Raw genomic sequence first — 15,787 nt, forward strand, 5'->3', positions numbered from 1 at the left:
TTAAAGCAAGATGATATATCTATAGTTAAATGATGAAAATAGGCGAGGCGAAAATAAAAATGTCAAATGATAAAGTAAGGATTGAAAACGATTTCTTAGGTTCGAAAGAAGTGCCAATAGATGCATATTATGGTGTTCAAACCTTACGTGCAGTTGAAAACTTTCCAATTACCGGATATCGCATTCATGAAGAGCTGATCATCGCAATTGCTATGGTTAAAAAGGCAGCCGCGTTAGCAAATATGGACACAAAAAGATTATATGAGGGGCTTGGCAATGTTATTGTACAGGCTGCTGATGAAATTATTGAAGGTAAATGGCATGATCACTTTATTGTTGACCCGATTCAAGGTGGCGCTGGGACATCCATTAATATGAATGCCAATGAAGTGATTGCCAATCGTGCGCTAGAGTTACTAGGGAAGAATAAAGGAGACTATGCACTTCACTTAAGTCCGAATAGTCATGTCAACATGTCACAATCAACAAATGATGCTTTCCCAACAGCGATTCATATTGCTACATTGAATGCATTGGAAAAACTGACACAAACGATGGAGCATATGCTTGCGGCATTTAAGGAGAAAGCAAAGCAGTTTGATCATGTGATTAAAATGGGTAGAACACATCTGCAAGATGCGGTTCCGATTCGTCTTGGACAAGAGTTTGAAGCATACAGTCGTGTAGTCACAAGAGATATTAAACGGATCCAGCAATCTCGTCAGCATTTATATGAAATCAATATGGGGGCAACGGCTGTAGGAACGGGACTAAATGCAGACCCTATTTATATTGAAAGTGTTGTTAAACATATGGCTGAGATTACGGGCTTACCACTTGTTGGCGCCGATCATCTTGTCGATGCGACTCAAAATACAGATGCTTATACAGAAGTTTCTGCAGCGTTAAAAGTCTGTATGATGAATATGTCTAAGATTGCTAATGACATTCGTTTAATGGCATCAGGCCCACGCGCTGGTCTAGGCGAAATTTCATTGCCTGCGCGTCAACCAGGTTCTTCTATCATGCCAGGTAAAGTGAATCCTGTTATGCCTGAAATGATTAACCAAGTGGCATTCCAAGTCATCGGTAATGACCATACCATTTGCCTTGCATCCGAGGCAGGACAGCTAGAATTAAACGTAATGGAGCCGGTACTTGTTTTTAACTTATTACAATCAATCAGTATTATGAACAACGCTTTCCGTGCTTTTACAGATTACTGTTTATCAGGCATTGAAGCGAATGAAACACGTTTGAAAGAATATGTAGAAAACAGTGCAGGGATCATTACAGCAGTGAATCCACATATCGGATACGAAGTCGCAGCACGCATCGCGAGAGAAGCAATCATCAATGGCAAATCCGTTCGTGAACTGTGCTTAAAATACGATGTGCTTACTGAAGAAGAATTGGATCTTATCTTGAACCCATACGAAATGACGAACCCAGGTATCGCGGGTGTGTCTTTGTTAAATAGAGATTAATTTAAATGCTTAGAGTTGATAATGGCTCTAAGCATTTTTGTGTTGTTTTAGTAAAAAAATGTATAAAGTATTTTACATTTTTTGAAGGAGGAATCATTTTGAACGGGATTGTTATTATCTTTTTTTCACTGCTAGTTTTAAGTTTAATACTCATTTTTTTGACAATCAATACGTTACCTCAACTCGGTGATGAAAGGAAAAAATTAATTAAAATGAAAGCACAATCTTATTCCTTTGCAGTAGTTATAGCCGTGTTAGTTTTTGAAATGGGGAAGAAGGTTTATTCAGCTTTTTGGGGAAGCAACACTTATGAAGGAATCTCACCATTCTCCTTTCTACTAAGTATTTGCATTATCTACTTGATTACTTTACTTTTTTATAAGAGAAAATACGGTAATTAAGATGAAAAACCGATACGTGAGTTTAGGAAGTCAATGAAACTATCGCAGGAGGATGTAGCGAAACGTTGCAAAGTAACGAGGCAAACGATTAATGCTATTGAAAATAATAAATATGATCCAACACTGCAGTTGGCGTTTAATTTAGCTGCAATATTGAATACAACTGTGGATGAATTGTTTATCAATGAGTAGTAGGAAATGAGAGAATACACTAGTAAAATTTCTATGGGAATTATTAAATTTTATTTAATTCTATCTATATTATTCATTTTCACCTCAACTTTCATTAAATACAATGAAGAGATTGAAGATAATAGGTGTAACTAACAATGGTACGAAGTCTTAGTGATAATTAGAGTTTAGGTATACTAGATTGGGATTGAATGTGGAAGTCACTGTGGAAGAGCATCACAGTGACTTTCGTAAAAACATTATCTAGATAATAATTATAGGATTTGTTGGTTAGAAAGTGACGGGTAATGAATCGATACTTTGTGAAGAAAGGTTAAATTGCCATTCCACTTTTTCTTTAGGGATTTTTAAAGATAAGTTAGGCATACGTCTTAATAGGGAATTAAAAGCAATTTCTCCTTCCAAACGTGCGAGTGGTGACCCTAGACACATATGCATACCATGACCGAAAGCTAGATGTTGATTTATTTTTCTTGTAATATCTAAATCTTCAGAATCAGTAAAAATTTTTTCATCTCTATTCGCGGCTTTTACCATGACCAAAACCATATCGCCCTTTTTGATTTTATTACCAGATATCTCAACGTCTTCTTTTGCAAAGCGTGGTCCTACAGCAGTTGAAGGGCCGTTATATCTTAAAAGTTCCTCTATAGCAGATGGTATTAATCGAAGATCCTTTTTGAGTAACTCAAGTTGCTTAGGATTTTCAAATAACATCATACTACCTGTAGCTATTAAATTTGAGGTAGTTTCATGTCCTGCGAAAATTAATAAAGTAATCATGGAAATTAATTCTGATTCATCGAGGCGATCTCCTTCAGCCTCGATAGCAATTAACTGACTAATTAAGTCATCAGAGGGGTTCATTCGTTTTCTTTCAACTAATTGTTTCGTATATTCTCCGAATTCTTGAAGGTTTTTTGCAACAGTAGCATCTTGCTTTCCCCATCCAAGCCCCGTAGCAATTGCAGAAGACCAATCTTTTAGTTTTTCACGATCTTCATAAGGAACGCCTAACATCTCAGATATTACATTAATAGGTAATGGATAGGCGTAGTCTTTTACGAGATCCATTTCACCTTTAGAGTGAACATTATCTAGTAACTCATCTGCAATTTCTTGTACTCGAGGTCTCAAACCCTCCATGTATCGAGGAGTAAAAGCTTTTGATACCAACATACGTAATCGCCTATGATCTAATCCATCTAAAAAGAGCATTGATTTACCAGTAAAGAAGGTATCGGGAGCTGACGATTTTTCTTTACTATTAATTTTATCTCTAAAATTCTCTTTTTCTTCAATGGATGTTGGGTCTACTGTAAATTGCTTAGCGTTTTTAAGAATTTGAACAGCTTCTTCCATATGGACAACTATCCAAGTTTGATTATCTGTATCGCCAATAGGGTTAGATATTGGAATAATTGGCCCTATATCACGTGTCTTGGAAAATACGAAAAATGGATTCTCTTCACTTTTGCCACTTAATACACCTAGAACCTCGCTGGAAATATCTGATTTGTTCAGCATCTTAACTTCCTTCCGGTAATTAATTTTATACTCAAATTTGAGTATATTAATAAGCTTACTAAATATCTTTATTAATAGTAAATAAGAGTAAAGTACCTATTGGTGATAGGTCTTAAGTGGGGGAATAATTGCATTTTTCAATGTGTTATTATAAACGTATATGAGTATAAGGAGAAACAACATGTCTATTCAAATTTTTATTTTAAGTAAACTAATGAATGAAGATAATTATCCATACAACATAAAGAAATTGTTATCTGAACCCGTACCGTTAGATAAAATGCGGGCGATTACAGAAAGCAAATTATATTATCATTTCGATTCCTTAGCCAAGCAAGGCTTAATTGAGATTGTAAAAGTGATTAAAGAAGTGCATCGACCAGATAAACAAGTTTATCGTATAACCGAAAAAGGACGTTTGGAACTTCCGAAAAAAATATATAAAGTCTTTGAAGATGCTGATACTATAAATGATATGATCTTAGGCATCGCGAATCTAAATTATGTTAATCCGGACAAGGTGATAGAGATAATAGAAAAAAAGATTATCGAAGCAAGAGAGTTACAAGAGACTAGGGCTCGTTTGGAAATATTGATAAATAATGATAAAGATCACCGCTATAATCGTTTCTTAAGTAATTATTTCTATGAAAGTATACAAAGCAATATCTATTGGTTAGAAAAACTACTGAGCGACTTAAAAAAGGATAATTAGCCCATATTGACAATATTAAAGGCTAGTTCTTGATAATAAAGAGATCTTGTTCTGCATAGGTTTAAGGTACTCAACAAAAAAGCTGTCGAGAAATCGACAGCCAACAAATATATATAACCCCTTGTTTACTCCACATACACCGCCGTACCATAAGCCAATATTTCACTGGCGTTTGCCATTATAGCTGACGTTTCTAAACGTACACCGATAATCGCATTTGCCCCTTTTTCTTTGGCATGCTCTACCATTCGACCGATTGCTTTCTGGCGAGATTCCGTCATCATATCTGTATATTCCGAGACTTCTCCACCGACAATCGTACGTAATCCGGCAACGATATCTTTTCCAATATGTTTCGATTGGACTGAATTTCCCCTAACAAAACCTTTTAACTCTTTTATTTCTTTACCTGGTATTGTTTCAGTAGTCACGATAATCATTTAATTCATCCTCCTCTTTTCTACGAACGTTTCTTACGATGAAATAGAATATTAGTGGTACCGGTGCTTGAATTAAGGCGATAATACCCCAGAACCAATGATTCATTCCATTTTTCTTTGCATTAGTAAATAAAAAGATACTTTGTGATAATAAAATAATTGCTACTAAGAATAGTAAAAAGAAATCAATATTCGTCATGTCGCACCTTCTCTCTATGTTTTTGGATTTGCAGAAAGGTATAACAGATGACAAGAAGGACTGTAAGACCTTGTAATGTGATAAAGACAACTGGTATTTGGGTTAATGTTGTAAAAAATAAAACAAGAATAAGTGTTGCTATTCCGCTGAATAAGAGTAATTCTCTTCGCCATTTTTTGCTAGCTTCATCCTTTTCTGCGATGACCATTTTTTCAAACCAATCTTCACTAGGAGTAGAGATGGGGTTATTTTCCTCAAACTGTGCAAAAGAACGTTTCATTTCTTTTGAAAAATCTTCTTCATCCTTGTTTGATAGGATTTTCCATTGTTCCTGGGCCTTTCTCATCTTCACCCATCTCCTTTCGAATGGTTTTAATTCCGCGATGAACTCTAGATTTTACTGTTCCTTCAGCAATTCCAAGCATTTTGCCAATCTCATCATACGCATAGCCATAATAATGTTTTAAAATAATCGGCACTCTTAATTCATCTTCTAATTCACCGAGAGAAGCTAATAAGAAATCCCAATCTTCATTTCGTGACTGTGCCTGCCATTTTAATTTCCGCATATGTTGTGCTTTAAAGGCATCAGCTCGCTTCTGGCGCCTTTTTTGATCGATATATAATTTTGTACCAATGGATATGAGCCAAGTGGAGAATTTCGATTTCACCTGAAATTGATTTAGTTTTTCAATCGCTTTTGTCATTGTCTCTTGTGCCAAATCCTCAGCTTCTTCTCGATTAAGGGTGAGCTTCATTAAATAATGAACGAGAAGGGGATAACTCTCCTTAAATAAGTGAGCTAACGCCTGGTTATCGCCTTTTTTCGCTGCTTTAATCCATTTTTTCTCTTCCAAACCTTGCCCCCCTTTTCTTTGGATTTACTATTATGACGATTAGTGTTCTCCTTTCGTTCACGAAAAATAAAATTTTTTGAATGGAGATAGAGATTATATCTTGTTATTGCATAGAAGTTATGCGAGTGGATAAATATGTAAATGATTAGAATGTTCAATTATATCCTTATTTTCAATGACATGGACCCTCTGGTGGCATGACTACAGAGGAAAGAGCCAGCAGTATCTAGGCGTGTGTGCTATACAATCTCCATATAAACTTGGGCGGTGGTATCTTTTAAATATGTGTCAGCTTCATCCAATCAATACGGTAATTCTTAAATGAGCGTTTATAGTTAAGACTGAACGCAAAAGATGTTTACGCGCAAAAGAGAAAAGAGGAAGTCAGAGAACTGCGCGTAAATCGTGTATACGCGCAAAAGAGAAAAGAGGAAGTCAGAGAACTGCGCGCAAATCGTGTATACGCGCAAAAGAGAGAAGAGGAAGTCAGGGAACTGCGCGCAAATCGTGTTTATGCGCAAAAGAGAGAAGAGGAAGTCAGGGAACTGCGCGCAAATTGTGTATACGCGCAAAAGAGAGAAGGGGGAAGTCAGGGAACTGCGCGCAAATTGTGTATACGCGCAAAAGAGAGAAGAGGAAGTCAGGGAACTGCGCGCAAATTGTGTTTACGCGCAAAAGAGAGCAGGGGAAGTCAGGGAACTGCGCGCAAATTGTGTTTATGCGCAAAAGAGAGAAGAGGAAGTCAGGGAACTGCGCGCAAATTGTGTTTACGCGCAAAAGAGAGAAGGGGGAAGTCAGAGAACTGCGCGCAAATCGTGTATACGCGCAAAAGAGAAAAGAGGAAGTCAGAGAACTGCGCGCAAATTGTGTTTACGCGCAAAAGAGAGCAGGGAAAGTCGGAGAACTGCGCGCAAATCGTGTATACGCGCAAAAGAGAGCAGAGGAAGGTTGAGAACTGCGCACGATTGTGTTTACGTACAAAAATCATAAGAAAGAAAACAGATGATGTTGGTTTAAACTACCGTAGATAATAGTTGTTGCAAATTCATAAATAATCAAGAGTGTTCATCGTTAGATTGACATTGACGGAAGAAAAGTGCTGCTAAAAAAAGTAAGGATAAAGATGTGTCTACTCCCCCTCTCAGAAATCCAAAAAGAAAACTGCCGGTCTCAAGGAGAAAATAGAAGAGAAGATGTTGGTTTGTCTAGCTGCTTTTGGCGCTTTCATTTTGCATGGTTATCTTATGGATATCACGCCGATGTACATGTCACCCTGATTCCACAGTTCATTCATCGTGCGAAAATCCCCCAAAACGTTGACTTGAAAAAAAGGCCCTGAGTTCCCCCAGAGCCTTTAGATGATTAATATGCTTTTTTCAGAAGGACCTTATTGGCTGTTGTGTAAAGCATGACAACTACTAAGGCACATACGATAAAGGTAGGTAGCATATATGTTCCGTTATATACGAGTGAGTAAAGTGCGACAGGTTGATCTGCCGGAGCATAGGCACCAAATAGGATAATGCCTGATAAATAATGGCATAAGAAGCGTAAGAAACTTCCTAAGAAAACGCCACTAATAACATACATGTTTGCTTTGGCAAATTGGCCGTCTTGATAATTTTGCACAACTTTATTCATATAGATGCCTGCGAGTCCGACAACAGCAAAGGCTACGAAATAGTCAATGATCCAAGAGGCGAAATGAAAAGGAACAGCTCCTGTTAAGATTTGAAGTCCTCCTAATAGTAAGCCCGTTAAGACGCCGCCTTTAACACCCCAACGAAAGGCCATTAAGAAAACCGGTACCATAGCAAGTGAGATGGACCCACCTTGTGGCCAAAATCTCCCCATCAGTAAGCCTGATAAGAAATCAAGTAATAATGCCAAAGCTGCAAATATAGCAATTTCCACCATAAAAAGTGTTTTATTTTGTTTCATGTTTTTCCTCCTTCTCCGAAAAGAGAAGCGAACGAGTAAACCTGTATTACTTTTTTGTCATGAAAAAAAGCAATACATAGGCGGTGATGGATGCCTAGTATTGCTCATATCCAAAACCACGATCCCTACGCTAGCATTATCTAACAGGTTCTTAGGGTCAGAACGAACTCGCTCACTCTCAGCCATATTAGGCTCCCCTTGTGGAAGTATTAAATTTATCCTCGGTTAGAATATACTATGACTTTCATCAGAATTCAAGAATCTTTTTTTGGTAGTAAAAAAACAGATTATTTGTGAAACTTATTCCCTAGATAGTCGTAGAATAATCAAGGAGTGATTGATATGAAGAAGGTTTTTGAAGTAAACCATCATGGAAATCATATATTAATCGAAAATTATTGGATTAACGGAGAAAAGTTGTATGTAAATGGTGAATTACAGGATGAAAATTTAGGTCTAGCATTAAGAGGGGATTTGAAAGGTAAGTTAGAAGATTCAAGTGAAATTAAAGTAACTATTGGCGGTTTCTTTACTATTAATTGCAAAATATTTCTTGAGAATCGTTTAATTTTTTCATCTTAATAAAACTTACGGGGGTAGAGGGTATGGTAGGGTCAATAGATCCTGATAGGTTTATAGATCATTGGTTAAGAGAAGATTTTAAAACAATTTATGAAGCAACTTCAAAAGTGTTTCAAGGAATGGTTTCATTATCGGCATTTATTGAGATGAGCGCAGCTTTTAATAAAGGTGTGCGTAGTTATCATCTTACGTCACGGACGGATGTCATAGGCATTGGTCAGTTCGTATGGGTAGATAACTCAAAAGCAAAAGCAGTTGTGGTTGGATTCGATGATAAATATACAATTGTCAGTCTCTATTTGAAACCCTACTTTGTCTTTCCAGAAACAGATAAGATTTATACAAAGAATGAATACATTATGCCAGTGATGGATGATTGGTTTGTTTTCTGGGGTGGCACAAATGAATTTATTAATTACCATTACGTATATGAACATCAAAGGTACGCGTATGATCTATTAAAGGTGAAGGATGGCTCTACATATAATGGTAGACCTGAAAAAAATGAGAGTTATTACGCATTTGCAGAGGAAGTTATCGCCCCTCAAAATGGCAAAGTAATAAAAGTGGTTGATGGTCTCGATGATAATATTCCAGGGCAGATGGATGAAGAACACCCCCCAGGCAACTATATTGTGATAGAGCATGCGCATAAGGAATATAGTATGATTGCTCATTTTAAAAAAGACAGTATCATTGTCCAAGAAGGAGAAGAAGTTCTTCAAAAACAATTACTTGGCAAATGTGGGAACTCGGGTAACTCTTCTGAAGCGCATATCCATTTTCAAATCATGGATTCAGAAGATCTTCATAAAGGAAAATCAGTTCGCATTCGTTTTAAAAATGGTGTAGAACCGATTCAAGGAGAAATCGTAACAAATCATTTAACAAAATACCTTAATCGATTCGAAGAGAAGTTCGACAAGGTTGAAAATACGATGACAATAGCAGACTATGTTTTTGGCCGTTCCCAGAGCAATTATTCAGCTTTTTAAATAGAGAAATACAGTTAAATGGAGGTCGCTTGTGCCGGCCTCCTTGCCCACAATTCAATCAAACATTTATTTAAATCGCAAAAAAAGTGGTTTGATAATAATCGTTGCTCTTTTCGTAAGACTCAGTGCGGTTTTTTAACGTATCAACTAATAACTGGATACTGTGATTCAAGTTCGTTCCTTTGATCAACACATAAGAGAAGGAATGTTCTTCTTAAAGCCTTCCAGCTTCTACAGGCCGTATGTCAACTCCTCTTTTATAGTTACCTCGGAAAATAAGGAGCGTCTAAGCTACTTTTTACACTCCTCTTTATTCCTTGTGTAGAGCTGATGAACGTCGATTTGACGCTAATTTGATGTAATTCAATCAAGTGCCTTTTTCGTGACCTACTCTTGGTCATATAAGTCCTCTATCGAATGAAAATGCCTTTCCATATGTGGGTGAACAGAAGGTCAATAAGCAATCTTCTGCAAAGGGGTTCTGGACAAACTCTTTCGCATTGGTTTGCCTTTCCACAAGCCAATATCTACTGCTATGGTGCCTGCCACTATCAATTACTTATTCGCTATTCCCAATTGTAACATGATAAGATAATTGCTCATGAGTGGCTCGTAATTGTGCGATAACACTTAGCAAAATAGCTTTACCAATCGTAAAGCTAGCTCCGATTCGTATGAACCCTGGGGCAACTTGTTTTTTTATGCTAATTATAGAATCGATCTTTCGACACCTCAAAACTGAATAAGTGTTAAACAGAAGGAGAATAAGCTCTAGGTAATGATGATTCTAAATTTAGTCATATGAAACTAAATAAACGTGTGCCGATTGAATATCGACACACGTTCAATGTTCAGCTTTTTATGTTGTCTACGTGACAGGGACAAGACAAAAGATTACGTTTTTTAAACTAACTTCATGGCTAAAGAATCAACATTCTTATTTAGCCATGCTAACTGCTTTGTTGTCAGCCTAGCAATTTTTAAATATTCTTTTGGTAACTTTCCATATGGTTCGTAAAAATTACTGACAGCTAGCTGAAAGAAATACAGATACGGCATATGGAACAAATCGTACTTAGTCAAGGTAAACCACTTTGAATAGTTATCTATATAACGTTTAAGAGCATTAGATTCAATTTTTCCACTCTTAGCAACAGGGTCCGCATAAGCGAAAGACATCATTACTTCCCAACATGCAGGTAAATGACAGGCGTCTGTCCAATCAATTGTATATAATTTTGTTTCCTTACATATGATTTGAGAAGTATAATAATCTCCATGTGAATTAGTACATGTAAACTTAGAATAATCAAACGTATAGTTATTAATTGTATCTAGATACTCTAATCGGTTAATAATATCTTTCATAGTTGTCGTATCGTTTGACTGTTGTGCTTTTTTAAAAGTCTTGAGGTAGGATTTTTTTGCCTTAATAATTTGACCGTTAGTAAATAATTCTTTATTAATCATTCCTGTTTTTAATTTGGGGGTTTGAGATAATACATGTTGAATTTTTCCTAAATTTTGAGCGGATACATCCTTAAACCAGTCAGTTCCATTATTTAAGTCATAAATTTCCCCATCTATATATTCTTGTAAGTGGTATTTTTCCCCGTTTATGGAGAATGAATAAGTTCCTTGATTAGATTTAATAACTTGTGCTACAGGAATTTCGTTTTCGTAAAGGTACTTAACCAATTTGCCTTCTATTTCGGTATCTTGAATATAGGAAGGAATACGTTTTAGAACGTAACTTCCTTTAGATGTATTTAAATAATAGGTTGCAGATATATTATGATCGGTAAGTTGTGTCATGTGAGTAATTTTTAAATCGAACTGTTCGTTCAGTATATCTTTCATTATATAAAAGTTCATTAATTACACTCTCCTCGATGAATTATTTTTGAGAAAAGCTATGAACCAGACTTAAACATAAGTTATTCAAACAAAAATCCTCCTTCATTAATCTGATTAATATTCTATAAAGCATATAGAGTAATATCAAGTAAAACAAAACGGTAATAACTAAGTTATTTCCTCTAGATAGTTTCTTTACACATAGTTATAGTTTTTATATTAGTCTGCTCTGGTTGGTTGATAGTTACTTTATTTCTTTAAATAAAGGGAATTCTTCTAGTTATGTTGCTAAAGGGGTAGAATAGTGACAATTGATTGATAAAAAGAGAAGACCCCAATCTTTTATAGAATGGGGTCGATTTTTACTCGTTTTTAATTAAAGGAGTTAATTCGCTTTTTTTGTGCAGTAAAGTCAACGTATGCATCGCTCTAGTTGCTGCGATATATAATAAGCCTTTGTCAAATTTAGATTTATATACATCAGCATTTGCAAAAGGAATGAGTACCTCATCAAATTCCAATCCTTTAGCTAATTGGATTGTTGTTACGGTTATCCCTTGCTCAAATGTTTCACTGGTATCACTTAGTTTATTAAGTGTAAAAAACTGTTTTAGTTCATCATAAATTTGATTTACTTGTGCTTCACTTTTACAGATGATACCTAAACGATTAAACGAGTTATTTTGGAACTGGATGATTAATCTTTGTAATTGATCAATCAAAGAATGCTGGTTTGTATACGATATAATTTCTGGTTTTTCTCCATGGCGATCAATTGCTTCGATGGAGTAATCCGGCATAAACTGCTTCGCAAAAGCGATAATTTCATAAGAGGATCGATAACTTTTTTTCAGTTCTACAAATTCCATTCTATCAAATATGTTACTGAAGGATTGATCGGAATTTAAACTAAAAGGATTCAACATTTGACCAAAATCACCTAAGATTGTTTTCTTGCACCTAAATATTTTATTGATTACAGCGTAATGAACGGGACTGTAATCTTGCATTTCATCAATAACTAAATGCTTAACTAAGTTAAACGACTCGATGCCCTCAAAATAGTAGATACAATATATATATGGAAAGACATCTTGATATTCTAGTCTTTCTTTATTCCAATTTAGTGCATCAGCATTATTTATCACATTAAAGAAATGTATATAAATAGATTGGGCATCACTAAATTTTAAATAGCTGCTAAGTCTTTTTTTTAAGTCTATTTTGGAAGGGATGTTTTTAATTTCTGCTGCTTTACTCTTCTTTAAAATGTCCAAGACATCATTAGATAACTCATCCAACCGTTGTTTTACTGGGAGGTTATTATAACTATGGAATCTTGATAAAAGGTATTCCTTTGTTATGATCGTATCACCAAAATGCATATTTTCATCCGGTTGGAAGATGTTTGAATCAATATTCTTTATATAATTGCTCAATTGCTTAAAAAAAGCTAATGAGGATTTTAGTTTTACTCGAAGCGTATAGTTAGAATGAGGTTCCTCTATGATTCTTTTGGTTTGTTCGTATAAAGATTCAGCTTTTATATTATTTGGAAGAAGAGCTGTGGCAATATCATCAAATGTCTGTTCACGAACTGGGTCTTCACCCAGTTCAGGCAAAACATTTGCTATAAAATCAGCAAATATTTTATTCGGTGATATGATTGTGATCTGATCAGACGATAGCTTTTCTTTGTGCTTGTAAAGCAAGTAGGCAATGCGATGCAGAGCAATGGCTGATTTTCCTGAACCAGCAACTCCTTGAATGACGAGAGTATGAGCAGATTCATTTCGTACAATCTTATTTTGTTCTTTCTGTATGGTTGATATAATTGTTTTCATTCGATCATCAGACGTTGTACTCAATTCTCTTTGAAGGACATCATCTTGGATAGTCATAGAGCTCTCTAATGCATACTGCAATTGCTGATCCTTAATTTTATACTGTCTTTTTCGGCTGATTTCCCCATGTATCATACCAACCTGTGCTTCATAAGCAGCTTGCCCAAGTTCGTATTCATAATACATACTCGATATCGGTGCTCGCCAATCGTAAATTAATATATCGTTATCTCGATCAGCTAGGTTGAACTTTCCAATATAAAATTCTTCTACCTCATCGCCATCCTCAAATTTAAAATCGATACGACCAAAATAAGGTGATTCTAAAAGCTTTTTTACTTTATTTAATTGACTATAGTAAAAGTCAATTGTTTTATCAATATTAGTCATAGACCGATAATTTTGGTACATCTCCATCGGATCAGCAGTAAACTCGGATAAATAATGCTTTAAATCATGATAATCTGCATCGTCTTTTTTAATTTTATGATTGATGTAATCTTTTTCTTCTTCCAAATGACTAATCATTTCTTTTAATCGTATACTTTCTTCCTGGAATATATCAGATGTCATTATAGCACTCCTTTCTTATACTTAAGTTTTCATAAATATAGTGTAACTGGCTTAATCATGTATCTCTCCTTGTTGGTATAAAACCATTTCCTGAGTAGGATAACCAAATTCAGTCAGAAGTTCTGCTTCTCTAAAACCTAGTTGAATTAATGCATTTCGGTAGCCTAGGTCAGCTTTATCTCCTTTTCTAAAAGACGTGATGTGGACTTTTTCGTAATTTGCCAAATCGGTCATCTTTATAAAAAGATGTATAATCTCTGGTTTATCATATAAAGGATGAACCCCCAGGAAATCAATTCCCCCATTTATGTGGGAAATCAACATATTTCCAATGATTAATCCATTTTCTATCATGATGAAGGCACGTCTGTCAGCAATGTATGTTTGAAGTACCTTTCTATGCTCTGCTTCTTGCAAGTGAGGAAAGCCATCAATTACGAGGCTTACAAAAGCCATCCAAGATGGTACATCATCCTTGGTAGCTTCTTTAATTATTCGTAAGTTCTCTAATTCTTTATTGTTACTCGTCTGAGTCCATTCATGATTAAATTGGAATCGTAACTGTAATGGATAATAGTCTTTTTCCTCACGGTATTGAAGGGGTGATTTCTTATACATTGCTTTAAATATAGTGGTAAATGCTTGCTGACTCTCGTAACCAGCAACCAATGCGATTTCTAGAATAGACTTATCGGAGAATACAAGCATCTTTGCTGCCTCAGTTAACTTTCTTCGCTGTACATAATCATGAATAGTCATACCTACTGTTTGTGAAAATACCCTATGCAGATAATACTTCGAATAATGCAAGGCATGTGCAACAAGTGCTAGGTTCATTTTCTCTGATAGATGAGCTTCGATATAATCAATGGTATCCATAATTAGATTCACTTTTTTCAAAGCTTGACCCTCCCTCACAAATAATAACAAGAAAACCTAAAGATCTTTTCATTATTCTTGCTCTTTTCTTACACATATACTAGCGGATGCCAGCAATATTATATTTAAATATGACAATGAAGGGAGAGTAATATACATTTAGTATTGGAAATGAGGGAATTTATACGGATAACAAACTATTTTTTTGTTGATAGCTCATACTATCATTACAATGTTAGGTGGAATTCAGAAGTTTACTTATATATTGAAATAACTATCACCTTAAAATGGACAATGCTTAAAAAGAGGTGGTTTGGTCGAGTAGAAAAGGAACGAATAGAACCTGTCACTTGTTCCATTCATCCCATTTAATCAAACGTTTGTTTAAATACTAAGCTTCAGTACCATATTTCAACGTATTGACCAATAATTGCGTATTGCGATTAAGGTTTGTCCCTTTGGTCAGGATATAAGAAAAGGCTCGTTTTGCATAAAGGCCATCTATCGGTACAATCTTCAATAGACCGTATGTTAATTCCTCTTGTATGGTTGCCTCGGATAGTAAGGCGAGTCCTAGTCCACTTTTTACGCTACTTTTTATTCCTTGGGTAGAGCTGATGATGAAGGTGGATTTGACTCTAATTTGATGAGATTCGATTAGATGGTCAAATGATTGCCTTGTCCCCGAACCTTCTTCACGGATAATCCATTCTTGATCATGCAAATCTTCTATCGAATGAAAATTTCCTTCATAGGCAGGTGAACAGACAATCACTAAACGATCTTCTGCGAAGGGTGTTTGGACCACCTCTCTTGCATAGGTTTGCCCTTCCACTAAACCGATATCTACTTCTAACCGCCTCACACTATTAATCATCTGATCTGAATTACCAATCGTCACATGGAAGGATAACTGCTCATGAGTTGCTTGTAATTGTGCGATCACGCTCGGCAAAATGTATTCACCAATTGTAAAACTAGCTCCGATTCGTATGAGTCCTGAGGCAACTTGTTTTTTCTCATATAATGTTTCTTTAAGCTGTTGATACACATCCCATATTTTTAAGCCTTGATTATAAAAAAGTTCCCCTTCTGCTGTTAAGTGGACTTTTTTTGTTGTGCGCTGAATGAGTGAGGTCGCAAATTCATTTTCCAGGTTTTTTATATGGACACTAACGGTTGGTTGAGATAACGCCCTTTGTTTAGCTGTTTTTGTAAAATTTTTCTCGCGTGCGAGGACAAGAAACGTCTCAAGTTCCTCCATATGCATGATAACCACCCCATTTATTAATAAAATG

General features: G+C 35.7%; 17 protein-coding genes and 1 riboswitch. Of the genes, 7 read left to right on the forward strand and 10 right to left on the reverse strand.

Going from position 1 to position 15,787, the window contains the following annotated elements; genetic code table 11:
- Positions 1–59: 59 nt before the first annotated feature.
- From aspA to U9M49_RS17050, 3 genes are all read left to right on the forward strand, one after another.
- Positions 60–1,487, forward strand: coding sequence for an aspartate ammonia-lyase (gene aspA, locus U9M49_RS17040; RefSeq protein ID WP_095371007.1), 1,428 nt, complete (start codon positions 60–62; stop codon positions 1,485–1,487).
- A gap of 98 nt (positions 1,488–1,585) precedes the next feature.
- A complete protein-coding gene (locus U9M49_RS17045; RefSeq protein ID WP_322910253.1) occupies positions 1,586–1,888 on the forward strand; it encodes a hypothetical protein in 303 nt (100 codons plus the stop codon).
- 33 nt (positions 1,889–1,921) lie between these two features.
- Positions 1,922–2,080 carry a helix-turn-helix transcriptional regulator gene (locus tag U9M49_RS17050; RefSeq protein ID WP_322910254.1) on the forward strand — a complete coding sequence of 53 codons (159 nt, stop codon included), beginning with the start codon at positions 1,922–1,924 and terminating at the stop codon, positions 2,078–2,080.
- 270 nt (positions 2,081–2,350) lie between these two features.
- Here the strand turns inward: U9M49_RS17050 and U9M49_RS17055 are convergent, their stop codons facing one another.
- Complete coding sequence (locus U9M49_RS17055; RefSeq protein ID WP_322910255.1) at positions 2,351–3,607, reverse strand: cytochrome P450; 1,257 nt, start codon at positions 3,605–3,607, stop codon at positions 2,351–2,353.
- A gap of 181 nt (positions 3,608–3,788) precedes the next feature.
- On the opposite strand from U9M49_RS17055, the gene U9M49_RS17060 reads away from it, so the two are divergent.
- Positions 3,789–4,322, forward strand: coding sequence for a PadR family transcriptional regulator (locus U9M49_RS17060; RefSeq protein ID WP_322910256.1), 534 nt, complete (start codon positions 3,789–3,791; stop codon positions 4,320–4,322).
- A gap of 125 nt (positions 4,323–4,447) precedes the next feature.
- On the opposite strand, the gene U9M49_RS17065 is transcribed toward U9M49_RS17060, so the two are convergent.
- From U9M49_RS17065 to sigY, 4 genes are read right to left on the reverse strand one after another with little or no spacing between them, the layout of a single operon-like run.
- Entirely contained in the window at positions 4,448–4,762 is a 315-nt protein-coding gene (locus tag U9M49_RS17065) for a YbjQ family protein (protein WP_095371002.1), read from the reverse strand.
- Complete coding sequence (locus U9M49_RS17070; protein ID WP_095371001.1) at positions 4,743–4,961, reverse strand: hypothetical protein; 219 nt, start codon at positions 4,959–4,961, stop codon at positions 4,743–4,745. Before U9M49_RS17070 ends, U9M49_RS17065 begins: the two co-directional genes overlap by 20 nt.
- Positions 4,948–5,307 carry a YxlC family protein gene (locus U9M49_RS17075; RefSeq protein WP_307315724.1) on the reverse strand — a complete coding sequence of 120 codons (360 nt, stop codon included), beginning with the start codon at positions 5,305–5,307 and terminating at the stop codon, positions 4,948–4,950. Before U9M49_RS17075 ends, U9M49_RS17070 begins: the two co-directional genes overlap by 14 nt.
- Positions 5,261–5,818 carry an RNA polymerase sigma factor SigY gene (gene sigY, locus U9M49_RS17080; RefSeq protein ID WP_322910257.1) on the reverse strand — a complete coding sequence of 186 codons (558 nt, stop codon included), beginning with the start codon at positions 5,816–5,818 and terminating at the stop codon, positions 5,261–5,263. The genes U9M49_RS17075 and sigY overlap by 47 nt, the downstream gene beginning before the upstream one ends.
- A 556-nt stretch (positions 5,819–6,374) precedes the next feature.
- Between sigY and U9M49_RS17085 the strand changes: the two genes are divergently transcribed.
- Positions 6,375–6,770 (forward strand): hypothetical protein, encoded by a 396-nt coding sequence (locus U9M49_RS17085; RefSeq protein WP_322910258.1) that lies wholly within the window; start codon positions 6,375–6,377, stop codon positions 6,768–6,770.
- A gap of 410 nt (positions 6,771–7,180) precedes the next feature.
- Here the strand turns inward: U9M49_RS17085 and thiT are convergent, their stop codons facing one another.
- Positions 7,181–7,759, reverse strand: coding sequence for an energy-coupled thiamine transporter ThiT (gene thiT / locus U9M49_RS17090; protein ID WP_095370997.1), 579 nt, complete (start codon positions 7,757–7,759; stop codon positions 7,181–7,183).
- 104 nt (positions 7,760–7,863) lie between these two features.
- A riboswitch (TPP riboswitch) is annotated at positions 7,864–7,968 on the reverse strand.
- A gap of 133 nt (positions 7,969–8,101) precedes the next feature.
- Here thiT and U9M49_RS17095 point away from each other — a divergent pair.
- Both U9M49_RS17095 and U9M49_RS17100 read left to right on the forward strand, forming a co-directional pair.
- Entirely contained in the window at positions 8,102–8,341 is a 240-nt protein-coding gene (locus tag U9M49_RS17095; protein ID WP_095370996.1) for a hypothetical protein, read from the forward strand.
- Positions 8,342–8,364: 23 nt separating this feature from the next.
- Positions 8,365–9,336 (forward strand): M23 family metallopeptidase, encoded by a 972-nt coding sequence (locus U9M49_RS17100; protein ID WP_322910259.1) that lies wholly within the window; start codon positions 8,365–8,367, stop codon positions 9,334–9,336.
- A 903-nt stretch (positions 9,337–10,239) separates the two neighbouring features.
- Here the strand turns inward: U9M49_RS17100 and U9M49_RS17105 are convergent.
- The 4 genes from U9M49_RS17105 to U9M49_RS17120 form a co-directional block, all read right to left on the reverse strand.
- The gene (locus U9M49_RS17105) at positions 10,240–11,211 is read right to left on the reverse strand and encodes a phosphotransferase (protein ID WP_095370994.1); all 972 of its coding nucleotides are present in this window, start codon (positions 11,209–11,211) and stop codon (positions 10,240–10,242) included.
- Between the two features lie 344 nt (positions 11,212–11,555).
- Positions 11,556–13,610, reverse strand: coding sequence for a HelD family protein (locus tag U9M49_RS17110; protein ID WP_322910260.1), 2,055 nt, complete (start codon positions 13,608–13,610; stop codon positions 11,556–11,558).
- A 51-nt stretch (positions 13,611–13,661) separates the two neighbouring features.
- Complete coding sequence (locus U9M49_RS17115) at positions 13,662–14,501, reverse strand: helix-turn-helix domain-containing protein (RefSeq protein ID WP_233435361.1); 840 nt, start codon at positions 14,499–14,501, stop codon at positions 13,662–13,664.
- 379 nt (positions 14,502–14,880) lie between these two features.
- Positions 14,881–15,759, reverse strand: a complete 879-nt coding sequence (locus U9M49_RS17120) for a LysR family transcriptional regulator (protein WP_095370991.1) — start codon at positions 15,757–15,759, stop codon at positions 14,881–14,883.
- Positions 15,760–15,787 lie beyond the last annotated feature (28 nt).

Source organism: Cytobacillus sp. OWB-43 (genome assembly GCF_034651445.1).
In the GTDB taxonomy this organism is placed as follows: domain Bacteria; phylum Bacillota; class Bacilli; order Bacillales; family Cytobacillaceae; genus Cytobacillus; species Cytobacillus kochii.

Bases quoted from the DNA above. Each gene is read 5' to 3' on its own strand.
- aspA (WP_095371007.1), top strand. From the start codon at position 60: ATGTCAAATGATAAAGTAAGGATTGAAAACGATTTCTTAGGTTCGAAA.
- U9M49_RS17050 (WP_322910254.1), top strand. From the start codon at position 1,922: ATGAAACTATCGCAGGAGGATGTAGCGAAACGTTGCAAAGTAACGAGG.
- U9M49_RS17055 (WP_322910255.1), bottom strand. From the start codon at position 3,607: ATGCTGAACAAATCAGATATTTCCAGCGAGGTTCTAGGTGTATTAAGT.
- U9M49_RS17060 (WP_322910256.1), top strand. From the start codon at position 3,789: ATGTCTATTCAAATTTTTATTTTAAGTAAACTAATGAATGAAGATAAT.
- U9M49_RS17065 (WP_095371002.1), bottom strand. From the start codon at position 4,762: ATGATTATCGTGACTACTGAAACAATACCAGGTAAAGAAATAAAAGAG.
- U9M49_RS17070 (WP_095371001.1), bottom strand. From the start codon at position 4,961: ATGACGAATATTGATTTCTTTTTACTATTCTTAGTAGCAATTATTTTA.
- U9M49_RS17075 (WP_307315724.1), bottom strand. From the start codon at position 5,307: ATGAGAAAGGCCCAGGAACAATGGAAAATCCTATCAAACAAGGATGAA.
- thiT (WP_095370997.1), bottom strand. From the start codon at position 7,759: ATGAAACAAAATAAAACACTTTTTATGGTGGAAATTGCTATATTTGCA.
- U9M49_RS17095 (WP_095370996.1), top strand. From the start codon at position 8,102: ATGAAGAAGGTTTTTGAAGTAAACCATCATGGAAATCATATATTAATC.
- U9M49_RS17100 (WP_322910259.1), top strand. From the start codon at position 8,365: ATGGTAGGGTCAATAGATCCTGATAGGTTTATAGATCATTGGTTAAGA.
- U9M49_RS17105 (WP_095370994.1), bottom strand. From the start codon at position 11,211: ATGAACTTTTATATAATGAAAGATATACTGAACGAACAGTTCGATTTA.
- U9M49_RS17110 (WP_322910260.1), bottom strand. From the start codon at position 13,610: ATGACATCTGATATATTCCAGGAAGAAAGTATACGATTAAAAGAAATG.
- U9M49_RS17120 (WP_095370991.1), bottom strand. From the start codon at position 15,759: ATGCATATGGAGGAACTTGAGACGTTTCTTGTCCTCGCACGCGAGAAA.